Here is a 23,619-nt window from a genome sequence, read left to right as displayed (position 1 = left end):
GTGCGCGCTGGCGCTGTGCGCGCTGGCGCCGCAGGCGCGTGCGGCCGGGCCGGACACCTACGCGCTGGATCCGGTGCACACGCGGGTGATGTTCGCGATCTCGCATGCCGGCTTCTCCAAGGCCCTGGGCACCGTATCGGGCAGCACCGGCACGCTGAGCTTCGATCGCGAGGACTGGCGCAGCGCGCGTCTGGACGTGCGCGTGCCGCTGACCCGATTGGACCTGGGCGATGCCAAATGGAACGCGGCCGCGCTGGCGCGCAACCTGCTCGATGGCGAACGCTATCCGGAAGCGCGCTTCGTCTCCGACCGCGTCGAGCCGGTCGACGCCGATCATGCCAAGGTCTGCGGCCAGCTCAGCCTGCACGGCCGCAGCGCGCCGCTGTGCATGGACGTGACCCTCAACGCGCTCAAGCGCCATCCGCTGCCGCCGTTCCGCCGCACCGCCGGCTTCTCCGCCACCGCCACCCTCAGTCGCGCCGCGTTCGGCATCGACGCCTGGAAATCGGTGATCGGCGACAGCGTCGAACTGCGCATCGAGGCCGAGGCCGTGCGCGATCGCCAGGCCGGCGAAGCCGACGAGCCGCCACCGGCCGCCGAACCCGAAGTCGCGCCGTCCGCGCCGCCGAGCAAGCCCGACAACGACCCCTACGAACCCGCCCCGGTACCGCACGCATGACGATCAAGAACACCGAACTCCGCTGGGGCGCGATCAGCCAGCTGCTGCATTGGGCGATCGTGCTGCTGATCACGGCGATCGCGATCATCGGCCTGACCATGACCGACATGGCCAACGGCCTGCCCAAGATCAAGATCTACGCCCTGCACAAATCGCTGGGTCTGACCCTGCTGGCGCTGGTGGTCCTGCGCCTGCTGTGGCGCTTCTACGCCGGCGCGCCCAAGCCGGTCGCGGGCACGCCGCATTGGCAGGAGCGCATCGCCTCGCTCACCCATTGGGCGCTGTACCTGCTGATGTTCGCCATGCCGATCACCGGTTGGCTGTTCAACTCCAGCTCCGGCTATCCGCTGCAGTACTTCGGCCTGTTCAACCTGCCCAAGATCGCCGCGGTCAACTCCGGCCTGGCCGATCTGAGCGAATCGCTGCACGAGAACGGCTTCTGGCTGTTGCTGGTGCTGGTGCTCGCGCACGCGGGCGCCGCCTTCTACCACCACCTGTTCCAGAACGACGACACCCTGCGGCGCATGCTGCCGATGCGCCTGCGCCAGGCGCCGGCCGCTGCCCAAGCCGTGCCCGTCGCCGCCGTCGCCCCCACCCCCATTCCGGAGAATCCCGATGTCCCTTAAGCCGCTCGCCGTCGCCCTGCTGTTCGCCGCCGCACCGGTCTACGCCGCCGACTACGCGCAGGCGCCCGGCTCCACCCTGACCTTCGCCACCAAGTACCAGGGCGAAGTGTTCAGCGGCCGCCTGCCCGGTTTCACCACCAAGCTCAGCTTCGATCCGGCGAACCTGACGAACTCGAAGCTCGACGTGGTCATTCCCCTGGCCGGCGTCAGCACCGCCAACGCCGAACGCGACGACAACCTCAAGGGCGCGGACTTCTTCAGCATCGCCAAGTTCCCGCAGGCGCGTTTCACCGCCACCAAGTTTCGCAGCCTGGGCGGCAACAATTACGCCGCCGACGGCAGCCTGAGCCTGCGCGGCGTGAGCAAGCCGGTCACCCTGACGTTCACCTGGACCCCGGGCGCCAAGCCGGTGTTGAGCGGCAAGGCTACGGTCAAGCGCCTGGACTTCGGCGTCGGCGGCGGCGATTGGGCCGACACCTCGGTCATCCCCAACGAAGTCGCGGTCAGCACCAAGGTCATTCTGGTGCCGGCGAAGTAAGCCCGAAAGCGCGATCGCCCCGCACCTTACGCCTCGCGTAGGGTGCGGTAAGCCGAAGGCGCACCGCACCATCGCCCGCTCGCGGGCGTGCCGGCTCAGCCGCCCAGAAACGCCCGCAGCCGCGCCGCGTCGAACGGCCACTCCAGCTCCAGCCCGCGCGCCTGGTCGCGCAACACCGGCACGCGCGTGCCGTAACGCGCCTCCAGCGCCTGGTCCTCGTCGATGAAGACGCTGTCGAATTCGGGCGCGCGCGCCTGCGCCAGGACCTCCAGGGCCAGGTCGCAGAGATGACAGTCGTCGCGTTGGTACAGGATCAGGTGCATGCGCTTGCGTACTGAGGTGGAGGGGTTCGCGAGCGTCTAGAATACCTAGAGTCCATCTTGGGACGGCTCATGGCCTTCCGCTCGATCCACGCTGCGATCCTGGGCGCGCTGCTGCTGGCGCCGGCCGTGGCGTGGGCCGCTCCGGCCTGCAAGGTCCAACCCGCGCAGCTGATCGCGGCCTGGGAAAGCGACGACGGCGGCCATTTCGAGCAGTTCGAGCTAAACCAACGCGACGGCCAGCGCGGCTTCGACTCCTGGCTGCACGAGCGCCCGGACCTGCTCGACGGCCGTTGGAGCTTCGACCCCAAGACCTGTCGCCTGCGCATAGAGCACGCCGCCAGCGGGCAGCGCTGGGACTACGCGGTGCGCATGAGCGGCCCTGACATCCTGCTGCTGCGCGAAGCCGACGAAACCAGCAGCGCCCGCTACCGCAAGATCGCCAACGGACGCTGACCGCGTCCCATCGCCCTCCAGCCGAGCATCCCCCGCCCCATGGCCGTCAGCACCTTCGATCTTTTCAAAATCGGCATCGGGCCGAGTTCCTCGCACACCGTCGGCCCGATGCGCGCCGCGGCGCGCTTCGTCGAACGTTGGCTGGTCGAGAACGGCGAGCTCGAACGCTGCGCGCGGCTGCGCGCCGAAGTGTTCGGCTCGCTGGCGCTCACCGGCCGCGGCCACGGCACCGACAAGGCCGTGCTGATGGGCCTGGAAGGCCATTGGCCGAACCAGATCGATCCCGACATCATTCCCGAGGCGCTGGAGCGCATTCGTAGCAGCAAGCGCATCCGTTTGTTCGGTCAGCGCGAGATCGGCTTCGACGAGAAGCACGATCTGATCATGAACAAGCGCCAGAAGCTGCCGTTCCACACCAACGGCATGCGCTTCACCGCCTACGACGGCGACGGCGAAGTGATCGCCACGCGCGACTACTACTCGGTCGGCGGCGGCTTCGTGGTCAATCAGGACGAAGCGGCCGAAGACCGCATCGTCGCCGACACCACCGACCTGCCCTACCCCTTCCATTCCGGCGACGAACTGCTGGCGCAGGCGCAGCGCAGCGGCTTGAGCATCGCCGCGCTGATGTACGCCAACGAACAGGCCTGGCGCACACCGGACCAGATCGACAGCGGCCTGGACGAGATCTGGAAGGCGATGCAGGCCTGCGTCGAGCGCGGCATCCGCCAGACCGGCACCCTGCCCGGCGGACTGCACGTGTCGCGGCGCGCGCCGGCGCTGTTCGGCGAACTGTCGAGCAAGCCCGAAGCGGCAATGCGCGATCCGCTGACCGTGCTCGACTGGGTCAACCTGTACGCGCTAGCGGTCAACGAAGAGAACGCCGCCGGCGGCCGCGTGGTCACCGCGCCCACCAACGGCGCAGCCGGCATCATCCCCTCGGTGCTGCACTACTACGACCGTTTCTGCCCGGGCGCGAACATCCAGGGCGTGCGCGATTTCCTGCTCACCGCGGCCGCGGTCGGCATCCTGTACAAGGAAAACGCCTCGATCAGCGGCGCCGAAGTCGGCTGCCAGGGCGAGGTCGGCGTGGCCTGCTCGATGGCCGCCGCCGGCCTGGTCGCGGCGTTGGGCGGCACCGCCAGCCAGATCGAGAACGCGGCCGAGATCGGCATGGAACACAACCTGGGCCTGACCTGCGACCCGATCGGCGGCCTGGTCCAGATCCCCTGCATCGAGCGCAACGCCATGGGCGCGGTCAAGGCGATCAATGCCTACCGCATGGCCATGCGCGGCGACGGCAAGCACAAGGTCAGCCTGGACAAGGTCATCAAGACCATGCGCGACACCGGCCGCGACATGCAGGACAAGTACAAGGAAACCTCGCGCGGCGGTCTGGCGGTCAACGTGATCGAGTGCTGAGGCGCGCGCCACGGATCACGACATGAGCAGCGACACCCGTACCCAGGACCTCAAGCCCGGCGACGTGCTCAACATCGACAACGGCGGCAGCGTCGGCATGCGGGTGAAGATCACCACGCCGGCGCAGACGGTGATCGAATCGGAGCTGGCGCCCGGCGCGCGGCTCAAGATCACCGCCGGCGCCGAACCGCTGGGCATTCATGTCGAAACCGCCGACGACGGGTATCGCGGGCTGACGCGGGTCAAATGACGCCAGCCGCGAACATCGCCGCACCCACGCGCCATCGCGATGTCGGCATGCGCTTGTCATCGTTCGCCGAGCGCGTCGAGGTACGCTGCGCCCGCTGCGACCGATCCGGCGCGGTGCATGCGTCCTGGACCAGCCGCCATTGGGTGGCCCGCTACATGTGCGCTCACTGCGGCCTGGAAGCCCGCAGCGAACGCGACGATTGGCTGGGCTCGATCTGCCTATGGGGCCGCCGCCCGTGCGGCTACTGCGGCCACCAATGGCTGCACGTCAGCGAACAGCGCGACTTTAAAGCGGACTCGTCGACCGTGCCCGACCTGCGACTGACCCCAGGTTTCGGCAGCATCGCCAGGACATGCCCGATCTGCGCGCATAGCAGCATGGTGGATGTATCGGCCCATCGGCTGCATGTCGGAGACGGACACGATCCGCACTTCGGTCTACCGCTGCGTTTGATCGTAACGACTCGCTCCGGACCGCTGTGGGTATACAACCGCGACCATCTCGAAGAACTCCGCCGCTATGTAGGTGCGCAGCACCGCGAACGTCAGGGTTTGAACGGACGCTCGATGATGTCGCGGCTTCCGACCTGGATCAAACTCGCGCGCAATCGCCAGTACGTATTGCGCATGCTGGATCGGTTGGAGACCCGCCTGACGCCCGCAGACGGGGCCTAGCCATCCGCTGCCTGCTGCTCCCCGGCATGGATGGCACCGGCGAACTGCTCGGCGATTTCGTCGCAGCCTTGGCGCCCGAATTCGACGCCGACATCGTGCGCTACCCGGACGACGCCGCGCTGGGCTACGACGAACTCACCGACTACGTACGCGCGCGCCTGCCGCACGACCAGCCCTTCGTGTTGCTGGGCGAGTCCTTTTCCGGCCCCATTGCGATCCGCATCGCCGCCTCGCGGCCCGCCGGTCTGCGCGGCCTGGTGCTATGCGCGTCCTTCGCACGCGCTCCCAGTCCGCCGGGCTGGCTGTTACCTGCCTCGTGGCTGGGATGGATCGGTACCGTCTTGCCGATCGACCGTGTCCCGACCCGCCTGACGGCGGCGACGATGCTGGGGGCCTGGGCCGACGATAAATGGCTGGCGCGCACTCGCGAGGTACTGGCCACGCTGGACCCGGCGACGATCCGGGCGCGCATGCGCGCGGGCAGCACAGCCGATGAAACCGCCGCCCTGAGCCGCGTCGCCTGCCCGCTGCTGTACCTGCGCGGCCGCCACGATCGGCTGGTGTCGCGGCGCAGTTGGGAACACATACGCGCGACGCTGACGCAGGCGAAGTGCGTGGAACTCGACGGCCCGCACTTCCTGCTGCAGGCGAAAGCCGTCGAGGCCGCCGCCGCTATCAAGCGCGCGTTCGAGACTTGAACGCGCTGCCCCGGCGGACGACCGGGCCCGTTCGCACAGCGGTACGGCCAGGCCGGCGCGGATGGCGGCGGCGCCCGATGGTTACTATGTCTCGACGAACAGGACGACCATGACCCTCGAGACGGAACTTCAGCGTACGCCCCGCATCCAGCCCGCCCACCCGCGGTGGGAGCAGGACCTGGCATTGCGGGATGCGCCGCCTTCCGGCAAGGCCGACAGCTGGGATGAGTTGAACCATCTGGACGAGACCTATCTGGAGTTCTCGATGGCCACGGACATTCCCAGAGGCCCCCTGTTTTGGTGCGGCATCATCTGCCTGGCCACGGGCTTGTTTCCCGGCTACCTGATGTCCATCACCTGGCCGGCGCGTGGCTTCGACATCTGGGCCGATGGCGTGTTGATTGCCGCGTCGCTGCCGATGTTCTGTCTGGCCCTGTTCTTCCTGCGCCTCGATCTGCGCCTGCCCAAGGACCGGCCTGTCCGCTTCAATCGCCGCCAGGGCTTGGTCTACGCCAACCGCTACCTCTGGAACCACAACCCCTTCGGCCGCTGGGGCGGCGACGCGAAAGTCTTCGCTTGGTCCACGCTGCAGGCCGAGATCACCCAGCAGATCGACTCCGGCGGCGAAGTGGCGACGTGGCGCTATGCGTTCGAACTCGTGGCCTGCGCGCCGGGCTCCTTCGAGGAAGTCGACCGCTTCCGGCTGCAACAGGGCGCGCAGACGACCGGCCAGTACGAGGAGCAGTGGGAGCTGCTGCGCCGCTACATGAACGACGGCCTGGAAGGCCTGCCTGCGCAACAGCTGCGCGATCGGACCCCGCGCTTCATCGACTGCCTGCTGTTCGCCATGCCTTGGTTCGCACCGACCCCGACGGGCCGGCGCGCGCGCGAACGCATGCGCGGTTTCTTCGGCACGCTGATGATGGTGTTGATGTCGCTGCCGTTCCCGCTGTGGCTGTTGTTCGGCGTGGGCAACGTCATCGTGATGCGGCTGGCCCCGGACGCGACCTGGCCCGCCGGCGTGGACGAGGCCTCGAAGCGGCCAGGCTGACCGGCCGGCGCCCTCGTCCTCACAAGGTCTACACATCGCCGACGGCGTAAGCGCGCCCTGCGCCGGCCATGCGGCGCACGGCGATTTTTCCCGCCGGACTTGTGGTTACTATGCGCTGGAGCCAGCTAGGACGCCCTCCATGCCAGCCCGCCTCAGCCGTCGCGATTTCCTCAAATGCAGCGTGGTGGCCGGGATCTCGGTCTACGTCGCCGCGCCGGGCAGCGCCGCGCTGGCCGCCCTGTTCGAACGCGAGCGCCTGCGGCCCATGCCCTGGGATGCGGCCACCGGCAAAATCCGTTACCGCACCGACGCCACCGCCAAGGTCACCGGCGAAAAAGTCTTCAGCTTCGACATGCGCGCGCGCGACCTACCCGGCTGGCCGCGGCAGCAGGCGCACGCGATGCTGCTGCGCGTGACCCGCGCCGATCGCGCCTATGCCGGCTACGACCTGTCCGTGCTGGGCGCGGGCCTGCAACCCGACCGCATCGTCACCGCCGCCGATCTCGCGCGCGACGGCGTCGGCTTTCCGCCCTTCTACGGCGAGCACATGCTGCTGCCCGAAGGCCAGACGCCGGCCTACCTGGGGCATGCGGTCGCGCTGCTGATCTGGCACGACTTCGACCGCTTCCGCGCCGCCAAGACCCGGCTCAAGTTCCGCGACGATCTCATTCGCTGGGGCGCCGAGACTGGCCCGCTACAGCGCGATCCCTGGGCGAGCTTCCGCTACGTGCGCGTGGGCGGCGCCACCGCTTACGACGACGACGCCTATTCCAGCCTCAAGGACACGCCGCTGTTCCCGTCCGGCTATCGCAAGAACCAGCCGCAGTGGCCGGCCGCGAACGCCGACGGCGCGATCGACGCACAGGGCGCGGCGCATGCGGCGGCGATGGCGGCCAGCCTGGACGCGCCCGCCGAAGGGCGCCTGGTGCTGCAGCGCGAGTACTACTCGCAATCCATCGACACCGCCGCGCTGGAACCCGACAACGGCAACGGCTGGTACGACCGCGACAACGCCACGCTGCACTTGGTCGCCGCGACCCAGTCGCCGCAGGAAATCGCCGAGGACGGCGCGCGCATGCTGGCGGCGAGCGCGCTGGGCGTGAAGCGGCTGGTGCTGCACCCCTGCTACACCGTCGGCTACGGCTCCAAGGACCACAACCCGTTCCCGTTCTACGCCCTGATCGCGGGGCTGTACGGCGACGGCCGCGCGGTGCGCCTGGCCAACGACCGCTACGAGCAGTTCCAGGCCAGCCTCAAGCGCCACAGCTTCCGCATGCGCTACAAGATCGCGGTGGATCGCAAAAGCGGCCGCTTCGAGATCCTGCAAGGCGACATGACCGGCGACGGCGGCGGCCGGCGCAACTTCTCGCCCTCGGTGTGCCTGGTCGCGGCGACCGCGGCGCAGTCGATCTATTACTTCCCGCGCAGCGACCTGGCCAGCACCGTGATCGCCTCGCGCGCGCTCGACGCCGGTTCGGCGCGCGGCTACGGCACCCTGCAGAGCATGGGCGCGACCGAGATGCTGGTCGACGAGGTCGCCAGCGAACTCGGGCTGGACCCGATCGAGCTGCGCGAGCGCAACGTGTTCAAGTCCGGCATGAAGAACACCCAGGGCGCGATCCCGGGCGGCGCCCAGCGCGCCGACGAAGTGCTGGCCCAGGCCAAGGCGCATCCGCTGTGGCGCGAGCGCGGCAAGCGCAAGCGCGAGTACGAGGCCGCGCATCCGGGCAAGCGCTACGGCGTGGGCTTCGGCTGCGTGCAGAAGGATTTCGGCACCGGCGCCGAATCCGGCTTCGCCGAAGTCGCGCTGTCCAAGGACGGCCATATCCTGCTGCGCCAGGTCGCGATCGAGATGGGCACCGGCATGACCACCAGCCAGGCCGCGATCTGCGCGCAATGGCTGGGCCGGCCCGCCGACGAGGTGCGCACCGGCGAGATCGACTGGCCGGAGCTGCCCATGGTCGCGACCGGCGATCCCTGGCTGATGTCGCAAGCCGATCAGGACCGCCATCAGGGCGATCCGCGCTGGACGCCGAACCGGGTGATCCCCAGCAGCGCCAGCAACTCGGCGTATTTCTTCGGCCACGCCACGCGCGAGGCCGCGCGGTTGTTGTTCACCCAGGGCCTGTGGCCGGCCGCGCGCGCCCTGTGGGGCCAGGGCTACGGCGGCGGCCAGTTGGCGCCGCTGGTGGTGCGGCGCGAGGACGCGCGCTGGATCGAAGGCAAGCTCACCGCGGCCGGTCTGGTGCCGCTGACCCTGGCGCAACTGGCGGCCAAGGCGCATGAGTTGGGCCTGGCGACCGGCGCGATCGTGCACACCTTCAACCGCTGGCAATGGGCCGAAGCCGAGTTCCCGCTGTCGGGCGACGACGCACGCCTGCCGCTGGACGGCGTGGCGCTGCGTTGGGGCGACGGCAGCGGCGCGGGCGTCGGCACGCCGACCGCGAACGGCTACCGCATGATCGAGCGCACGCGCGCCCACTACCCGCCGACCCAGCGCAACAACGCCGGCGTCGTCTACTACAGCGCGATCGGCACTCTGGCCGAGGTCGCGGTCGACACCGCCACCGGCGCGGTCGAACTGCTCAACCACCACTCCATCCTGGAATGCGGCAACCAGATCGTGCCCGAACTGGTCTCCGGCCAGCTCCAGGGCGGGCTGGCGATGGGCATCGGCCATGCCCTGCACGAATTTCTGCCGCTGTACGAGGACGGCCCCGGCAACGGCACCTGGAACTTCAACCGCTACACCCTGCCGCGCGCGCACGACGTGGCGGTATGGAAGCAAAGCGGCGAAGTGCTGGCGCCGCTGTCCGACACCGATCCGCCCAAGGGCATGGCCGAGGTGGTGATGATCGCGGTGGTGCCGGCGATCGCCAACGCGGTCGCGCACGCCACCGGACGGCGCCTGCGCGAACTGCCGATCACGCCCGAGAAGGTGCTGGCGGCGCTCGCCGGCGGCGCCACGCCGTCAAGCTCGGACAGCGCCACCTCGGAGAACGCCGCATGAGCGCGCCCATCGTAAAGCGACCGCTGGCCCTGCACGTCAATGGCCGCGCCCACGGCCCGATCGACGTGCCCGAGGACATGATGCTGGTCGACGTGCTGCACGAGTACCTCGGCCTCACCGGCACCCGCTTCGGCTGCGGCCAGGGCGTGTGCCGCGCGTGCACGGTGATCGTCGACGACGAGCACGGCCCGCGCGAAGTACGCAGTTGCATCACCGGCGCACACTACTTCGCCGGCAAGCGCATCCGCACCGTCGAAGGCCATGCGCGGCGCGACGCGGCCGGCGCGATCGTCGAACTCTCGCCGGTGCAGCAGGCCTTCCTCGACCATTTCAGTTTCCAGTGCGGCTATTGCACGCCGGGCTTCGTCAACGCCGCCACCGTGCTGCTGGAACGGCTGAAGAAAAACCCGGTGGCCGCGGCCGAGGTCGAAACCACCATCACCGAGGCCCTGGACCCGCACCTGTGCCGCTGCACCGGTTACGTGCGCTATTACCAGGCCGTGAAAGCGCTGGTGCTGGCCACGCCGGGCCTGGTGCGGGAGCGCACGCCATGACCCGGGTCGGCTGGCGGCGCATTCTGGCCTGGGCGGTGCTGCTGCTGGCGATCTGGCTGATCGCGAGCTGGCTGCTGCAATGGTGGGCCGGACGCGGCCCGACTCAGAAAGTCGAGGCCAGCGCCCAGCAACTCGCGCGCGGACGCTACCTCACCGATGCCGCCGACTGCGCCGCCTGCCATACCGCGCCCGGCGGCGCGCCGTTCGCGGGCGGGGTGGCGCTGGCCTCGCCGTTCGGCGCCATCCACGGCACCAACATCACCCCCGCTCCCGAACACGGCATCGGCCGTTACACCGCCGAGGATTTCCACCACGCGCTCAGCCGCGGCGAAGCCCGCGACGGCCACCAGCTGTACCCGGCCATGCCCTACGTGTCGTACCGCACGATCGCGCGCGAGGACTCGGACGCGATCTACGCCTATCTGATGAACCAGCCCGCGGTCGCGCAGCCCAATCGCAAGAACGGCGTGAGCTTTCCCTTCAATATCCGCAGCGGCATCGCGCTGTGGAATCTGGCCTTCGCCGGGGCAGGCGCGGACGCGACGCCGGCCTCGCAAGGCGCGTCGCCGGCCTGGCAGCGCGGCCGCTACCTGGTCGAGACCCTCGGCCATTGCGGCGAATGCCACAGCCCGCGCGGCTGGGCCGGGCAGCTCAAGCGCGCCCAGCCTTTGGCCGGCAACAACGAACTCGGGCGTTTCGCCGCGCCCGACATCACCCCGCAAGGCCTGGCCGCGCGCGGTTGGGACGCGGCGCAGCTGCGCGGCTATCTGGCGACCGGACTCAACCCGCGCGCGGTGGCCTCGGACGAAATGCTGACCGTGGTGCGGCTGTCGACCAGCCGGCTCACGCCCGGCGATCTGGATGCGATGACCGTCTACCTGCTTGGCGACAAGCCCCTTGCCGCGCAAGCGATCGCTCAAGCCGGCACCGCGGCGCCCGAGGGCGGACGCCGCCATTACCTGGACCTGTGCGCGGGCTGCCACGGCCGCGACCGCGAAGGCGTACCGCATGTCGCGCCCGGATTGCGCGACAACAGCAGCGTGCGCGATCGCGATCCGCACAACCTGATCGTCGCCGTGCTCGACGGCCTGCCCGAGCACGACCTGGTCGGCCTGGAACGCATGCAGCCGATGCCGGGCTTCGCCCAGGATTTGGACGACGCTCAGGTCGCCGAACTCGCGAACTGGCTGCGCGCGCAAAGCGGCGCGGCCCCCGTGAACGCAGACGCCGTCGCCGAGCTGCGCAAGGGCAAGCGCGCGCACTGAGCGCTGCTGCGCTCGGTGCAGGAGCGGCGCACGCCGCGACCGTGATCCATCGGACGACCGCGTCGACGCCCCTGCGCGTAGAGGCGCGATCGCGGCTCGCGCCGCCCCTCTTGAGCCGCGCCGATCGCCCTCCCGCAACCGCCGCGTGCCGTCGCAAGGCACACCGCGATTGTCTCTCGGTCATTTACACCTCGCTGCAACGCAACATACACGACCTCTGGTGACCGACGTTGTCATGTAATTCTGTGAACTGCACCGCAAACCCATACGCACGCGATTGACAACGTTGTCAGCAAAAAACAGCCTCGGCCCTCGACACAGGCGAGCGGGGCGCTGAAACGGCCCCGCGCGCCGCCACACGGGCTGCGGGGAGGGAACCACCAGGCACGCACGGGCCCTGCCCGACCGTTTCACGCCGTTCCACGGCGACCTACGAGGAGGTTCGAACCTCCCGCGCAGCACCGAGGCCACGCGCCTCCTTTCCAGACACAGAGGGACAGCACCGGCCGGCGACGGCGCGGGATTTCGCATCGGACTTCGCAAGGGAGAGGACGCTCATGAAGCACGCAAGATCGACCACACTGGCGCTATGGACCTGCCTGCTCGCGGCGTCCTGGGGCTCCAACGCGCTGGCGCAAAGCGCGAGCTGCGCCAATATTCCGGCCTGGAACTCGGCGACCATCTATAACCCCGGCGACAAGCTGGTCTATCAGAACCGGCTTTACCAGGCCAACATCCAGATTTGGAACGCGCCGCCGACCCACTGCCCCAGCTGCGGCTGGTATCAGGATCTCGGCGCCTGCGGCGCGGGCGGCAATCAGCCTCCCAGCGTCAGCCTGACCTCGCCGGCCAACGGCGGCAGCTACAACACCGGCGCCAACATCGCGGTGAGCGCCAACGCCTCCGACAGCGACGGCAGCGTCGCCCAGGTCGAATTCTTCCGCGGCAGCGTCTCGCTGGGCGTGGACACCAGCTCGCCCTACAGCGCGATCTGGAGCAACGCCAGCGCCGGCAGCCATGCCTTCAAGGCGGTCGCCACCGATAACCAGGGCGCCAGCACCACCTCGTCGACCTCGACCATCACCGTGACCGCGCCGTCCACCGACACCACGCCGCCCAGCGTGCCGGGCGGCCTGAGCTCGCCCGCGCAGACCTCCAGCAGCATCTCGCTGACCTGGAACGCGTCCACCGACAACAGCGGCGGCAGCGGCGTGGCCGGCTACGACGTCTACCGCGACGGCAGCCTGGTCGGCTCGCCGACCGCGACCAGCTACACCGCCAGCGGCCTCACCGCCAACACCGCCTACGCCTTCCGCGTACGCGCCCGCGACAACGCCGGCAACGCCTCCGCGCAAAGCGCGCAGATCAGCGCCAGCACCACCCAGGGCGGCGGCGGCGGCAACAAGCGGGTGATCGGCTACTTCACCCAGTGGGGCATCTACGGCCGCAACTACCGGGTCAAGAACATCGACACCAGCGGTTCGGCCGCCAAGCTGACCCACATCAACTACGCCTTCGGCAACGTGCGCAACAACCGCTGCGAAGTCGGCGTGATCCAGCCCTCCGATCCCAACACCGGTGCCGGCGGCGACGCCTTCGCCGACTACAGCAAGTCCTTCGGCGCCGGCGAAAGCGTGAGCGGCGCGGCCGACACCTGGGACCAGCCGCTGCGCGGCAACTGGAACCAGCTCAAGCAGCTCAAGGCCAAGTACCCGGGCCTGAAGGTGCTGATTTCGCTGGGCGGCTGGACCTGGTCGCGCGGTTTCGCCAGCGCGGCGCGTCCGGAAAACCGCCAGGCCTTCGTCGCCTCGTGCATCGACGCCTACATCCGCGGCAACCTGCCGGTGACCGATGGCGCCGGCGGCGTGGGCGCGGCGGCCGGCGTGTTCGACGGCATCGATCTGGACTGGGAATACCCGGCCGCGTGCGGCCTGACCTGCGGCACGGCGGAGGAAAGCGCCAACTTCACCGCCCTGCTGGCCGAGTTCCGCAGCCAGCTCAACGCGGTGCGCCCCGGCCTGCTGCTGACCATCGCCGCCGGCGCGGGCGTGGACAAGGTGCGCGTGACCAACCCGGCCGCGTATCACCAGTACCTGGACTACATCAACGTGATGACCTACGACTTCCACGGCACCTGGGATGCGAAGACCAACCATCACTCGGCGCTGTTCGATTCGCCCAACGATCCCTCTACCGGCGATCAGAAGTTCTACAACACCAACGACGCGCTCGAGGCCTTCCTGTCGCGCGGCGTGCCGGCGGCCAAGCTCAACCTGGGCATCGGCTTCTACGGTCGCGGCTGGACCGGCGTGGCCAACGTCAACAACGGCCTGTACCAGAACGGCACCGCGGCGCCCGGCACCTACGAGGCCGGCAACGAGGACTACAAGGTGCTCAAGAACCGGCCCGGCACGATCTACACCGACGCCAATGCGCGCGCGACCTGGAAGTACGACGGCAGCACGTTCTGGAGCTACGACACGCCGGCCATGATCATCGAGAAGATGGGCTACGTGAAGGCGCAGAACCTCGGCGGCGCGTTCTTCTGGGAGTTCAGCGGCGACGACCCGCAGGGCAGTCTGGCCACCGCGATCCGCGACGGCCTGCAGTGAGCTTGCGCAGCGCCGGACCGTTCGCGGTCCGGCGCTTGCCTCGGGGCGCCGGCCTCCCCTCGGGCCGGCGCCCCGGATTTATCCCAACGTATCGAATCAGTTGAACGCGAACGGCCGCATGCGCGCATGCGGCCGTTTTGTGTGCGACACATTCGCCGAAGCACTAGCTCTGTGTGGGCGCGGCGTGAACCGCGATCGCGGCAACACGCACGGCCGCGGATCCAGATACGCCGATGACATCGCGACGGCGGAGGGGCTTGCTTTCGCCATCGGGGCGTTCGATGGAATCTGCGGTAGCGCGATCGCGGCTTACGCCGCTCCCACAGAGAGCGAACGGCGACATCTCCGCAGCCCGGTCCCGCCGGGGTAGTAGCGGCGCAAGCCGCGAGCACGTCGTGGCCGAAGCTTCGTGGTCGCGGCTTGCGCCGATCCCACACCTAGGCCGTGGCAGCTCGACGGCGACCTCCGCGCTCAGCTCACCAAGCGCAGCACATCGTCCAGCAAACCGGCGGCGGTGACTTCGGCGCCCGCGCCCGGGCCCTGGATCACCAGCGGCTGCTCGCGATAGCGGTCGGACCAGATCGCGACCTTGTTGTCGGTGCCGGCGCCGCCGGCCAGCGGATGATCGGCCGGCAGCGACTCCAGCCCCACCCGCGCCGCGCCGTCCTGCAGGCGCGCGATGAAACGCAGACGCTCGCCGTTCTTGTAGGCGGCCGCGTAGCGTTCGCGCAGCGGCGCGTCCAACGCCGGCAGCGCGGCATCGACGCCATCGCGCGACAGGATCGCCAACTCCGGCGGCACCAGCGAGGCGACCTCGACTTCGCCGGCCTCCAATGCCACGCCCGAGGCACGCGCCAGGATCAGCAGCTTGCGGCGCACGTCCTCGCCGGACAGATCGTCACGCGGGTCGGGCTCGGTGTAGCCGGCGTCGCGCGCCTGCCGCACCAGCGACGAGAACGGGCGCATGCCGTCGTAGTGATTGAACAGCCAGGCCAGCGAGCCGGACAGCACGCCGGCGATCGCGCGGATGCGGTCGCCGCCGGCCTGCAGTTCGCGCAAGGATCGAAGCAAGGGCAGGCCCGCGCCGACCGTGGCGCTGTCGCCGTAGCCGCTGCCGCCGACCGCGCAAGCGCCGCGGATCGCGCGCCAGCGCGCGAGCGAGGTGCCCTGCCCGATCTTGCAGGCGGTGACCACATGGATGCCCTGCGCCAACCACTGCGCATGGCGTTCTGCGACCGCGCTGCTGGCGGTGGCGTCGATCACCACGCGCGCGCCGCCGTCGCCCAACGCGAGGGCGACGCTGTCCAGCGAACTGGCCTGGCTGGCCTCGGCCAGCGCGGCGGCCGCGCGTTCGGGGGCAAGGCCGGCGCCATCGGCCAGCGCGCGCCGCGAATTGGCCACGTGCACCAGCGCCAGGCGCTCGCCCAGCGGCGAGCCCTGCCACGCTTGCAAGCGCGCGAGCACCGCGCCGCCGACGGTGCCGGTGCCGAGCAGGGCCACGCGCGCCGGCGCCGCGCTGCGATAGGGATGCGGCGCGAGCGCCTGCTGCGCCTGCGTCTGCAGGACGTCGGCCGCGGCGCTCATCGTTTCGCGCGCGCCGCCGTGGCCACCGCGTCGGCCGCGCGCTCCAGCGCGGCCTCGAGGTCGGCGATCAGATCGTCCACATGCTCGATGCCCACCGACAGACGCAGCAGGCCGTCGCCGATGCCGGCCGCGGCGCGCGCTTCGGGCGACATCGCCGCGTGGGTCATGGTGGCCGGATGCGCGATCAGGCTTTCCACGCCGCCCAGCGACTCAGCCAGGGTGAAGCACTCCAGGCCCTCGACGAAGGCGCGCACCGCCGCTTCGCCGCCTTCGATCTCGACGCTGAGCATGGCGCCGAAGCCGAGCTGCTGGCGCGCCGCCAGGGCGTGGCCCGGGTGCGATTCCAGGCCCGGGTAATGCACCACCCGCACCGCCGGGTGCGCGTCCAGCAGCGCGGCGATGGCCTGGGTGTTCTCCTGATGCACGCGCAGGCGCGCGTCCAGGGTGCGCAGGCCGCGCAGGGTCAGGAAGGCGTCGAAGGGCGAGCCGGTCAGGCCCAGCGCGTTCGCCCACCAGGTCAGCTGCTGATGGTGCTCGGCGCTCTTGGCCACCACCGCGCCGCCGACCACGTCGCTGTGGCCGTTGATGTACTTGGTGGTCGAGTGCACGACCAGGTCGGCGCCGAACGCGATCGGGCGCTGCAGGGCCGGCGACAGGAAGGTGTTGTCGACCACGGTCAGCGCGCCCTGGGCGTGCGCGGCCTCGATCACGAAGCGCAGGTCGGTGATGCGCAGCAGCGGGTTGGACGGCGTTTCGATCCAGACCACGGCCGGCTTGCTCTGCAGGGCCTCGGTCAGCGAACGCGGATCGGTGAGGTCGGCGGTGATCAGCTCGAACGCGCCCTTGGCGGCCAGCGCGTTGAACAGGCGCCAGCTGCCGCCGTAGCCGTCGTGCGGTACCACGATGCGATCGCCGGGCTTGAGGAAGGCGTGCAGGACCAGGGTGATCGCGGCCATGCCGGTGCTGGTAATGACGCCGCCGACGCCGCCTTCGAGCTCGGCGATCGCCTCGCCCAGCAGATCGCGGGTGGGATTGCCGCTGCGGGTGTAGTCGTACTGACGCTTGTCGTTGTAGCCGGCGAAGCTGAAGTTGGACGACAGCACGATCGGCGGCGTGACCGCGCCGTAGGCCGCGTCGCGGTCGATGCCGGCACGGACGGCGGCGGTGCAGGCGTTGCGGGTGCGGATCTGGGTCACGGCGGTCGTTCCTTCGTTATGGGTGCTCATGCCGCCGCCTGGGTACAGTCGGCCAGCGCTTCGCGCAGGATGGTGTCGATGTCGCCGGCCTCCTTGAGGCAGGCGTCGTGTCCGTAGATCGAGCGCAGCACGCGCAGGCGGGTTTCGCCGCGCAGGCGCTCGACCAGGTCGTAGGATTCGGACAGCGGAATCAGGCGGTCTTCGCTGACCGCGACCACGGTGACGGGCACGCGGATCAGGCTGGGATCGACCTGCTGCAGGTCGATCGATTCGGACAGCCGCAGGAAGGCCGCGGTCGGGGTGCGCGCCACGTACTTGGCGCCGCAATGGTCGAGGTAGTCCTCGGCGTCCACGCGCACGCGGCCGTCGCGCACCTGGGCGGCGCCGAAGCGCTCGGCGAACTCCTCCGGCGTGCGGTAGCTCAGCACCGCCAGTTCGCGCGCCAGCGCCAGGCCCTGGCTCTCGTCGCATTGCAGCGCGCCCAGCGCGACCGCGCGGCGCTGCAGCGCGCGCCAGGCGGCGGCATAGGGGTGGGCGCGGTGGGTACCGCTGATCGAGACCAGCGCGCCGACGCGCTGCGGGTGGCGCGCGGCGAACTGCAGGCCGACCATGGCGCCGTAGGAATAGCCGACGAAGGCCTCCAGGCGCTGGATCCGCAGCGCATCCAGCAGCGCGGCGATCGCGTCGGCCTGATCGGCCGGGTCCAGGGCCACGTCGAGCGCGCCGTCGGCGCCCAGCCAATCGAACGCGAGCAGGCGATGGCGGCTGGGATCGAGGGCGCGGCCGCGGCCGACCTGGGTCTCCCACCAGCCGCCTTCGGGATAGGCGCGGCTGGGCGCGAGATGGCGGTGCGCGGAGATCCCACCGGCCACGAACAGCACCGGCAGCGAGGCCTCACCCTGGATTTCGTAGCGCAGCACCACGCTGCGGCGGCCGGCATGGCGTAGGTCGAGCTCGATGCGCAGCTCGCCGCGCGCGGCGTCGCGCTCGCCGCTCAGGGCGACGTAGGCGTCGCTGCGTTCGAACGCGGCCGGGGCCTGCGATAGGGAGGAGTCTGCGTAGGCGGTAGCGGGGGCGAAGCTCATGGCGGGCATCCGAAGTGACGGGGCCATCGAGCTTGCAAGTCGCTCGTGCGCAGCAGCGCACGTCGCAACCATCTTCCGACCAACGCCTAGGCGGGCCGCAGGAATTGGCACCTTCACGCGACTTGCGTCGCGTTGGGTTGCCCCGGCTTCTAAGGGCCTGTCCCTCAGCCGGTCTCGATGGATGCGGCCAGTCTGCCCGCGCTCCGAGGGCGTGTCAATCGCTTCATCCGCATATAGCGATTAATCATAAGCTCGCGACCGGCATCACAAAAAGGTGCGCGCCCCGCATACACTTCGTGCCCATGACCCCACGCCTCCTTGTCGCGGCGACGCTCGCCGCCCTGCTCGCCGCCTGCGCGACCACGCAACCCGCTTCCGCGCCGGCCGCCGGCACCCCCGGCATCACCTCGATCGCCGAGCGCTACGTATCGGCGGACACGCCGAAGGAAGAGCTGGATTCGCTGGCCACCTGGCCGACCGAGGACGGAAAGACCTGGCTGATCGCGACCGCCAAGTCGACCCACCGCCTGGACGTTTACGACGCCGACACCGGCGCCGCGCTGCGCACGGTCGGCGGCGAGGGCAAGGCGATCGGCCAGTTCGACCGCCCCAACGGCATCGCGGTGTACGCCGACCACGTGTTCGTGGTCGAGCGCGACAACCACCGCGTACAGGTGTTCGCCCTGCCCGACTTCACCCCGCTGGGCAGCTTCGGCGACAAGGAACTGCGCAGCCCCTACGGCATCTGGCTGACCGAGACCGAACCGGGCGAACTCGAGGTCTACGTCACCGACAGCTTCATGTACGGCAAGAAGTTCGATCAGGTGCCGCCGTGGGCCGAGCTCGACCAGCGCGTGCGCCGCTACCGGGTCCAGTTCGACCAGGACGGCCGCCTGCGCGCCAACTACGGCGGCGCGTTCGGCGACACCAGCGAAGCCGCGGCGCTGCGCATGGTCGAGTCGATCGCCGGCGACCCGGCCAACGACCGCCTGCTGATCGCCGACGAGGACCGCCGCCACGAATCCACCCTGCGCGAGTACACCTTCGGCGGCAAATACACCGGCCGCAGCCTGCCCGACCGCAGCTTCGGCGCCGAGGCCGAGGGCGTGGCGTTGTGGACCTGCCCGGACGGCGGCGGCTACTGGATCGCGGTCGACCAGCTCGCGCCGCTGACCGTGTTCCACCTGTTCGATCGCGTCAGCCTGGCTCCGGTCGGCAGCTTCGAAGGCAAGGTCACCTCGCATACCGACGGCGTCGCCCTGCACGCGGCCTCGACCGCGGCCTTTCCCAGCGGCGCGCTGTTCGCCGTGCACGACGACAAAGCCGTGACCGCGTTCGATCTCGCCGACGTGGCCCACGCGCTAAACTTGAAGCCGGGCTGCACCGAGTAGGAATCCGCATGGTTTGGGGGCCGCGCGCCTTGGCCGTATCGCTGTGCGTGGCGGCTGTGGCCGCCGCGCCGCAGGCGCACGCCGGCAAGATCTACCGCTGGACCGATCGCAGCGGCATCACCCATTACGGCGACCACGTGCCCGAGGCCGCACCGCCGTCCGAGGTCAGGGTGATCCCGGTCCACAGCGAGCCCGGCGCGATCGCGCGCCTGCGCATCGAGTCGGACGGCAGCCGCTACCTGGCCTGGGCCGACAACAACCTGTCCGGACCGATCGAGGTCAAGGTCGACTACAGCCAGAGCTACGGCGGCGGCGGCACCTCGACCCTGCCCGCGCGCGCCACCGTGGCCGCGCGCGCGAGCACGCTGGTGGCGGTGCTGAGCCCGGAGGATTCCGGGCGCGGCATCGAGCTGCAGATGGAAAGCCTGCCCGGCGACCCCAGCGCGCAGCCGCGCAACGTCGACTACGTGCTGCCGCTGCGCCAGAACAACTTCCGCATCGACCAGGGCTACGGCGGCCAGTTCAGCCACAGCGACCCGGAGAACCGGTACGCGGTCGACTTCGCGGCGCAGATCGGCACGCCGGTGCTGGCCGCGCGCGAGGGCGTGGTGATGCAGGTCGAGTCCGACTTCGACAAAGCCGGGCTCAATCGCGAGAAATACGGCGGCCGCGCCAACTTCGTGCGCATCGTCCACGACGACGGCAGCATGGCCCTGTACGCCCACCTCAAGGCCGATGGCGCCCTGGTCCGGGTCGGTCAGCGCGTGCGCGCGGGCCAGCAGATCGGCCTGTCCGGCAACACCGGCTTCACCACCGGGCCGCACTTGCACTTCGCGATCCAGGTCAACCGCGGCATGCGCCTGGAGTCGATTCCGTTCCGGATGACCGGGCCGGCGGGGCCGTTGCGGATTTCGGGCGGGCTTTAAGGGTTGGAACGGTGCTTCCGGGCTGACGGGGTGGCCGGGATTCGCGCGCCCCCAACCGGCCCTGCGGGCCACCTTCCCCCGCTAGGCGGGGGAAGGGAGCAAGGAAGAAGGGCTTTCTCTAGGGTGGCGGTTATAATCGCGCCCCTACTCCTCACCTTCCGGCGCGCCCGGTGCGCGCCGTCGCCATGTCCGACGTTTCCCTAGAAGCCCTCCGCCGCCGCACCTTCGCGATCATTTCGCATCCGGACGCCGGCAAGACCACCCTCACCGAGAAGCTGCTGCTGTTCGGCGGCGCGATCCAGATGGCCGGCTCGGTCAAGGGCCGCAAGGCCGCGCGTCATGCGACCTCGGACTGGATGGCGCTGGAAAAGGAGCGCGGCATCTCGGTGACCTCCTCGGTGATGCAGTTCCCCTACGAGGGCCGCATCGTCAACCTGCTCGACACGCCCGGCCACGCCGACTTCGGCGAGGACACCTACCGCGTGCTGACCGCGGTCGACTCGGCGCTGATGGTGATCGACGTCGCCAAGGGCGTGGAGGAGCGCACGATCAAGCTGATGGAGGTGTGCCGCCTGCGCGACACGCCGATCATGACCTTCATCAACAAGCTCGATCGCGAGGGCAAGAACCCGATCGACCTGCTGGACGAAGTGGAATCGGTGCTGGGCATCCAGTGCGCGCCGATCACCTGGCCGATCGGCATGGGCCAGCGCCTCAAGGGCGTGGTCCACCTGCTCACCGGCGAGGTGCATCTGTTCGAACAGGGCCGCAACTTCACCCGTCAGGATTCGACGATCTTCGCCTCGATCGACGATCCGGCGCTGGAGGCGCGCATCGGCGCGGATGCCTTGCGCGAAGTGCGCGAGGAACTCGAGCTCGTGCAGGGCGCATCGCATCCGTTCGACAAGCAGGCCTATCTGGCCGGCAAGCAGACGCCGGTGTCGTTCGGCTCGGCGGTCAACAACTTCGGCGTGCAGCTGCTGCTGGACTTCTTCGTCGAGCACGCGCCGCCGCCCAAGCCGCGCGAGACCACCGGCCGCGAGGTCGCGGCGACCGAGAACAAGCTCACCGGCTTCGTGTTCAAGATCCAGGCCAACATGGACCCGCAACACCGCGACCGGGTGGCGTTCATGCGCATCTGCTCGGGCAAGTTCAGCGCCGGCATGAAGGCCTTCCAGGTACGCACTGGCAAGGAAGTGAAGCTGGCCAACGCGCTGACCTTCATGGCCTCCGACCGCGAGATCGCCGAAACCGCCTACTCCGGCGACGTCATCGGCATCCACAACCACGGCACGATCTCGATCGGCGACAGTTTCACCGAGGGCGAGGCGCTGTCGTTCACCGGCATCCCCAACTTCGCCCCGGAACTGTTCCGGCGCGCGCGCCTGCGCGATCCGCTCAAGCTCAAGCAGTTGCAGAAGGGCCTGGCCCAGCTGTCCGAGGAAGGCGCGACCCAGTTCTTCCGTCCGCTGATGAGCAACGACCTGATCCTGGGCGCGGTCGGCGTGCTGCAGTTCGACGTGGTCGCCTACCGGCTCAAGGACGAATACGGCGTGGACGCCAGCTTCGAGCAGGTCGGCGTGGCCACCGCGCGCTGGATCCGCTGCGCCGATGCCAAGAAGCTGGAGGAGTTCCGCGACAAGAACGCGATGAACCTGGCCCTGGACGCGGCCGGCGAGCTGGTCTACCTGGCGCCCACCCGGGTCAACCTGCAGCTCGCTCAGGAGCGCGCCCCGGGCGTGCAATTCCTGGCCACGCGCGAACACGCGCACGCGGTGTCCGTCGACTGATGTCGCGCTTGCGGCAGTGGTGGCTGTACCTGTTGAGCAAGCGCAGCGAAGTCGCCGCGCTCGACTACAAGGACGCCTACATGGCCAAGGTGATCATGGACATCCACCGCCTGCGCGGCGACAAGGCGCAGGCGATGGTGCCGCTGCACGCGCTGCAGCCGATCCACCGCATCGATCGCGAGTCCGCGCGACAGGCCACGCAGGCGCGCGCCCAGGCCCTGGCCGCGCGACGCGAGGAACTGCTGGCACACGGCCGCCTCGACCTGGCCGCCTTGACCGACATCATTCCCTCGGTGTCGCAGATCAAGGTCGTGCGCGACGGCGAGCGTTGGCTCGCGTTCGAGGGCAACGGCCGTTTGTACGCGATGCGCGAGGCCTTCGGCGAAGACTGCGCGCTGCTGGTCGAGGTCGAGGAATACCGCTTCGCGCGCCCGCGCAAGATCCAGCGCCGGCTACGGCGGGTGCGGCGGCTCAATACCCTGGAATAAGGGTGCGCCCGGCGCCGAGCCAAACCACGCACCCCATCACACTTTTCCCCGGGATCGGCTAGCATCGATCCACCGCGGCGGGGACCGCGGCAACCTACTGCAAGGGGAATGCAATGTATCTACTGGGTTTGGCGCTGAGCGTGATCGGCGGCTTGTGGATCATCGTCAACGCGTTTCGCGAAAGCGTGCTTTGGGGGCTGGGATCGCTGCTGATCCCGTTGGTCGCGCTGGTCTTCGCGATCATGAACTTTTCCGAGAACAAGATCCCGCTGCTGATCTGCGTGGTCGGCACCGTGCTGACCATCATGGGCATGCCGTCCATGTCCGAGATCGCCGCCACCGCGCAACCGGCGGCCTGAAGGCACTGGCCCGGCGCGCGCGTCGCGCCGGGCCTGTTTCAACGCCGCGGCAGCCAGTCGGGTTCGGGCTGGTCGCGGTCGTAATACTCGAAGATCAGATGGATGCGGTCGCTGTCGCCGGCGTTCTCCACCGCGTGCACCGCCATGTTGCTGACTTCCACCGCCTCGCCTTCGACGAAGTGGTAACCGACGCCGTCGACGAAGAAGGTCACGCGCTCGTTGGTGATCAGCGGCACGTGCACCTTGTGCGGCCATTTCGCGGCCGGGTTGGCGTCGCGATGCGGCTTGATCACGCCGCCCGGCGCCATCCGCGCCAGCATCACCCGCGGGAACGCGGCGTTGGCGTAGCCGTAGGGCCGCACCGCCTGCGCCAGCACCGGCTCCAGCAGCTCGCGCCACTGCGCCCACAGCGGGCGGTCGTAGGAATCGCGCCAATCCTGGAAGTTGCTGACGAAGCGGAAGACCACGTGGCGGGTCTTGTCCAAGGCCTCGAAGCGGTTGGGCTTGTCGGCGTTCTCGGCGTCCCACACCGCTTCGGGGATCTCCAGCACCGCCGCGCGTAGCGCCGCGATGTCGACCGGCCCGAGTCGGCGTATCGAGGTGGTCTTGCGCGGGTTGGGTTGGATCGGGCTGGCATTCATGGGC

General features: G+C 69.5%; 22 protein-coding genes, 1 pseudogene and 1 riboswitch. Of the genes and pseudogenes, 18 read left to right on the top strand and 5 right to left on the bottom strand.

Translation table 11 applies throughout. The features are described 5' to 3' along the window. The first annotated feature begins 7 nt into the window (after positions 1 to 7). The 3 genes and pseudogenes from ASE43_RS20410 to ASE43_RS20400 all read left to right on the top strand — a co-directional run bounded on the left by ASE43_RS20410 (position 8) and on the right by ASE43_RS20400 (position 1,843). The gene (locus ASE43_RS20410) at positions 8 to 679 is read left to right on the top strand and encodes a YceI family protein (RefSeq protein WP_057161768.1); all 672 of its coding nucleotides are present in this window, start codon (positions 8 to 10) and stop codon (positions 677 to 679) included. After that, positions 676 to 1,212: pseudogene (locus ASE43_RS20405) on the top strand (cytochrome b); the annotation flags it as partial. The gene ASE43_RS20410 and the pseudogene ASE43_RS20405, both read left to right, overlap by 4 nt. A gap of 82 nt (positions 1,213 to 1,294) precedes the next feature. Then, a complete protein-coding gene (locus ASE43_RS20400) occupies positions 1,295 to 1,843 on the top strand; it encodes a YceI family protein (protein WP_056182698.1) in 549 nt (182 codons plus the stop codon). A gap of 95 nt (positions 1,844 to 1,938) precedes the next feature. Here ASE43_RS20400 and ASE43_RS20395 read toward each other — a convergent pair whose 3' ends face one another. Continuing rightward, complete coding sequence (locus ASE43_RS20395) at positions 1,939 to 2,166, bottom strand: glutaredoxin family protein (RefSeq protein ID WP_057161742.1); 228 nt, start codon at positions 2,164 to 2,166, stop codon at positions 1,939 to 1,941. 69 nt (positions 2,167 to 2,235) lie between these two features. On the opposite strand from ASE43_RS20395, the gene ASE43_RS20390 reads away from it, so the two are divergent. The 10 genes from ASE43_RS20390 (at position 2,236) to ASE43_RS22940 (ending at position 14,155) form a co-directional block, all read left to right on the top strand. Beyond that, positions 2,236 to 2,619 carry a hypothetical protein gene (locus ASE43_RS20390; RefSeq protein WP_057161741.1) on the top strand — a complete coding sequence of 128 codons (384 nt, stop codon included), beginning with the start codon at positions 2,236 to 2,238 and terminating at the stop codon, positions 2,617 to 2,619. Positions 2,620 to 2,658: 39 nt separating this feature from the next. Next, positions 2,659 to 4,041, top strand: coding sequence for an L-serine ammonia-lyase (locus tag ASE43_RS20385; protein WP_057161740.1), 1,383 nt, complete (start codon positions 2,659 to 2,661; stop codon positions 4,039 to 4,041). Between the two features lie 22 nt (positions 4,042 to 4,063). Continuing rightward, positions 4,064 to 4,291, top strand: coding sequence for a hypothetical protein (locus ASE43_RS20380; RefSeq protein ID WP_057161739.1), 228 nt, complete (start codon positions 4,064 to 4,066; stop codon positions 4,289 to 4,291). After that, positions 4,288 to 4,965 (top strand): hypothetical protein, encoded by a 678-nt coding sequence (locus tag ASE43_RS22780; RefSeq protein WP_235568848.1) that lies wholly within the window; start codon positions 4,288 to 4,290, stop codon positions 4,963 to 4,965. The genes ASE43_RS20380 and ASE43_RS22780 overlap by 4 nt, the downstream gene beginning before the upstream one ends. A 26-nt stretch (positions 4,966 to 4,991) precedes the next feature. Next, the gene (locus ASE43_RS20370) at positions 4,992 to 5,663 is read left to right on the top strand and encodes an alpha/beta fold hydrolase (protein ID WP_057161738.1); all 672 of its coding nucleotides are present in this window, start codon (positions 4,992 to 4,994) and stop codon (positions 5,661 to 5,663) included. A gap of 61 nt (positions 5,664 to 5,724) precedes the next feature. After that, positions 5,725 to 6,714 (top strand): DUF6708 domain-containing protein, encoded by a 990-nt coding sequence (locus ASE43_RS20365; RefSeq protein WP_157500155.1) that lies wholly within the window; start codon positions 5,725 to 5,727, stop codon positions 6,712 to 6,714. A gap of 139 nt (positions 6,715 to 6,853) precedes the next feature. After that, positions 6,854 to 9,724: a molybdopterin cofactor-binding domain-containing protein gene (locus ASE43_RS20360; protein ID WP_057161736.1), complete on the top strand. Its 2,871-nt coding sequence runs from the start codon at positions 6,854 to 6,856 to the stop codon at positions 9,722 to 9,724. Beyond that, entirely contained in the window at positions 9,721 to 10,278 is a 558-nt protein-coding gene (locus ASE43_RS20355; RefSeq protein ID WP_057161735.1) for a (2Fe-2S)-binding protein, read from the top strand. Before ASE43_RS20360 ends, ASE43_RS20355 begins: the two co-directional genes overlap by 4 nt. Continuing rightward, positions 10,275 to 11,543 (top strand): cytochrome c, encoded by a 1,269-nt coding sequence (locus ASE43_RS20350; RefSeq protein WP_057161734.1) that lies wholly within the window; start codon positions 10,275 to 10,277, stop codon positions 11,541 to 11,543. The genes ASE43_RS20355 and ASE43_RS20350 overlap by 4 nt, the downstream gene beginning before the upstream one ends. A gap of 557 nt (positions 11,544 to 12,100) precedes the next feature. Beyond that, positions 12,101 to 14,155 (top strand): glycosyl hydrolase family 18 protein, encoded by a 2,055-nt coding sequence (locus tag ASE43_RS22940; RefSeq protein WP_057161733.1) that lies wholly within the window; start codon positions 12,101 to 12,103, stop codon positions 14,153 to 14,155. Positions 14,156 to 14,626: 471 nt separating this feature from the next. Here ASE43_RS22940 and ASE43_RS20340 read toward each other — a convergent pair whose 3' ends face one another. Genes ASE43_RS20340 through ASE43_RS20330 form a run of 3 tightly spaced genes read right to left on the bottom strand, consistent with a single transcriptional unit; the run spans position 14,627 to position 18,020 of the window. Further along, on the bottom strand, positions 14,627 to 15,739 hold the full coding sequence (locus ASE43_RS20340) for a homoserine dehydrogenase (protein ID WP_056182665.1): 1,113 nt from the start codon (positions 15,737 to 15,739) through the stop codon (positions 14,627 to 14,629). Further along, positions 15,736 to 16,965 carry an O-succinylhomoserine (thiol)-lyase gene (locus tag ASE43_RS20335; RefSeq protein WP_057161732.1) on the bottom strand — a complete coding sequence of 410 codons (1,230 nt, stop codon included), beginning with the start codon at positions 16,963 to 16,965 and terminating at the stop codon, positions 15,736 to 15,738. Before ASE43_RS20335 ends, ASE43_RS20340 begins: the two co-directional genes overlap by 4 nt. Continuing rightward, the gene (locus tag ASE43_RS20330) at positions 16,962 to 18,020 is read right to left on the bottom strand and encodes a homoserine O-succinyltransferase (RefSeq protein WP_082607418.1); all 1,059 of its coding nucleotides are present in this window, start codon (positions 18,018 to 18,020) and stop codon (positions 16,962 to 16,964) included. Before ASE43_RS20330 ends, ASE43_RS20335 begins: the two co-directional genes overlap by 4 nt. 65 nt (positions 18,021 to 18,085) lie before the next feature. Beyond that, positions 18,086 to 18,204, bottom strand: a riboswitch (SAM riboswitch). A gap of 118 nt (positions 18,205 to 18,322) precedes the next feature. Here ASE43_RS20330 and ASE43_RS20325 point away from each other — a divergent pair. The 5 genes from ASE43_RS20325 (at position 18,323) to ASE43_RS20305 (ending at position 22,974) form a co-directional block, all read left to right on the top strand. Beyond that, positions 18,323 to 19,411 (top strand): hypothetical protein, encoded by a 1,089-nt coding sequence (locus ASE43_RS20325; protein ID WP_057161730.1) that lies wholly within the window; start codon positions 18,323 to 18,325, stop codon positions 19,409 to 19,411. Between the two features lie 8 nt (positions 19,412 to 19,419). Beyond that, entirely contained in the window at positions 19,420 to 20,337 is a 918-nt protein-coding gene (locus ASE43_RS20320; protein ID WP_082607417.1) for a M23 family metallopeptidase, read from the top strand. Between the two features lie 185 nt (positions 20,338 to 20,522). After that, complete coding sequence (locus tag ASE43_RS20315; RefSeq protein ID WP_056183186.1) at positions 20,523 to 22,127, top strand: peptide chain release factor 3; 1,605 nt, start codon at positions 20,523 to 20,525, stop codon at positions 22,125 to 22,127. Beyond that, the gene (locus ASE43_RS20310; protein ID WP_057161729.1) at positions 22,127 to 22,615 is read left to right on the top strand and encodes a hypothetical protein; all 489 of its coding nucleotides are present in this window, start codon (positions 22,127 to 22,129) and stop codon (positions 22,613 to 22,615) included. Before ASE43_RS20315 ends, ASE43_RS20310 begins: the two co-directional genes overlap by 1 nt. Before the next feature lie 113 nt (positions 22,616 to 22,728). Further along, the gene (locus tag ASE43_RS20305) at positions 22,729 to 22,974 is read left to right on the top strand and encodes a hypothetical protein (RefSeq protein ID WP_056182651.1); all 246 of its coding nucleotides are present in this window, start codon (positions 22,729 to 22,731) and stop codon (positions 22,972 to 22,974) included. A gap of 38 nt (positions 22,975 to 23,012) precedes the next feature. Here the strand turns inward: ASE43_RS20305 and ASE43_RS20300 are convergent, their stop codons facing one another. Then, positions 23,013 to 23,615, bottom strand: a complete 603-nt coding sequence (locus tag ASE43_RS20300) for an aspartyl/asparaginyl beta-hydroxylase domain-containing protein (RefSeq protein WP_056183183.1) — start codon at positions 23,613 to 23,615, stop codon at positions 23,013 to 23,015. Positions 23,616 to 23,619: the final 4 nt, after the last annotated feature.

The organism is Lysobacter sp. Root983 (assembly GCF_001429345.1).
GTDB lineage: Bacteria > Pseudomonadota > Gammaproteobacteria > Xanthomonadales > Xanthomonadaceae > Lysobacter.
The sequence above is the reverse complement of the archived record's forward strand: the minus strand, read 5'-3'. Positions and strand labels throughout refer to the sequence as shown.

What these genes read in the sequence shown, in the direction of transcription:
- ASE43_RS20400 (WP_056182698.1), top strand. Translation starts at nt 1,295, where the DNA reads ATGTCCCTTAAGCCGCTCGCCGTCGCCCTGCTGTTCGCCGCCGCACCG.
- ASE43_RS20395 (WP_057161742.1), bottom strand. Translation starts at nt 2,166, where the DNA reads ATGCACCTGATCCTGTACCAACGCGACGACTGTCATCTCTGCGACCTG.
- ASE43_RS20390 (WP_057161741.1), top strand. Translation starts at nt 2,236, where the DNA reads ATGGCCTTCCGCTCGATCCACGCTGCGATCCTGGGCGCGCTGCTGCTG.
- ASE43_RS20385 (WP_057161740.1), top strand. Translation starts at nt 2,659, where the DNA reads ATGGCCGTCAGCACCTTCGATCTTTTCAAAATCGGCATCGGGCCGAGT.
- ASE43_RS20380 (WP_057161739.1), top strand. Translation starts at nt 4,064, where the DNA reads ATGAGCAGCGACACCCGTACCCAGGACCTCAAGCCCGGCGACGTGCTC.
- ASE43_RS22780 (WP_235568848.1), top strand. Translation starts at nt 4,288, where the DNA reads ATGACGCCAGCCGCGAACATCGCCGCACCCACGCGCCATCGCGATGTC.
- ASE43_RS20370 (WP_057161738.1), top strand. Translation starts at nt 4,992, where the DNA reads ATGGATGGCACCGGCGAACTGCTCGGCGATTTCGTCGCAGCCTTGGCG.
- ASE43_RS20365 (WP_157500155.1), top strand. Translation starts at nt 5,725, where the DNA reads ATGGCGGCGGCGCCCGATGGTTACTATGTCTCGACGAACAGGACGACC.
- ASE43_RS20360 (WP_057161736.1), top strand. Translation starts at nt 6,854, where the DNA reads ATGCCAGCCCGCCTCAGCCGTCGCGATTTCCTCAAATGCAGCGTGGTG.
- ASE43_RS20355 (WP_057161735.1), top strand. Translation starts at nt 9,721, where the DNA reads ATGAGCGCGCCCATCGTAAAGCGACCGCTGGCCCTGCACGTCAATGGC.
- ASE43_RS20350 (WP_057161734.1), top strand. Translation starts at nt 10,275, where the DNA reads ATGACCCGGGTCGGCTGGCGGCGCATTCTGGCCTGGGCGGTGCTGCTG.
- ASE43_RS22940 (WP_057161733.1), top strand. Translation starts at nt 12,101, where the DNA reads ATGAAGCACGCAAGATCGACCACACTGGCGCTATGGACCTGCCTGCTC.
- ASE43_RS20340 (WP_056182665.1), bottom strand. Translation starts at nt 15,739, where the DNA reads ATGAGCGCCGCGGCCGACGTCCTGCAGACGCAGGCGCAGCAGGCGCTC.
- ASE43_RS20335 (WP_057161732.1), bottom strand. Translation starts at nt 16,965, where the DNA reads ATGAGCACCCATAACGAAGGAACGACCGCCGTGACCCAGATCCGCACC.
- ASE43_RS20330 (WP_082607418.1), bottom strand. Translation starts at nt 18,020, where the DNA reads ATGAGCTTCGCCCCCGCTACCGCCTACGCAGACTCCTCCCTATCGCAG.
- ASE43_RS20325 (WP_057161730.1), top strand. Translation starts at nt 18,323, where the DNA reads ATGACCCCACGCCTCCTTGTCGCGGCGACGCTCGCCGCCCTGCTCGCC.
- ASE43_RS20320 (WP_082607417.1), top strand. Translation starts at nt 19,420, where the DNA reads ATGGTTTGGGGGCCGCGCGCCTTGGCCGTATCGCTGTGCGTGGCGGCT.
- ASE43_RS20315 (WP_056183186.1), top strand. Translation starts at nt 20,523, where the DNA reads ATGTCCGACGTTTCCCTAGAAGCCCTCCGCCGCCGCACCTTCGCGATC.
- ASE43_RS20310 (WP_057161729.1), top strand. Translation starts at nt 22,127, where the DNA reads ATGTCGCGCTTGCGGCAGTGGTGGCTGTACCTGTTGAGCAAGCGCAGC.
- ASE43_RS20305 (WP_056182651.1), top strand. Translation starts at nt 22,729, where the DNA reads ATGTATCTACTGGGTTTGGCGCTGAGCGTGATCGGCGGCTTGTGGATC.
- ASE43_RS20300 (WP_056183183.1), bottom strand. Translation starts at nt 23,615, where the DNA reads ATGAATGCCAGCCCGATCCAACCCAACCCGCGCAAGACCACCTCGATA.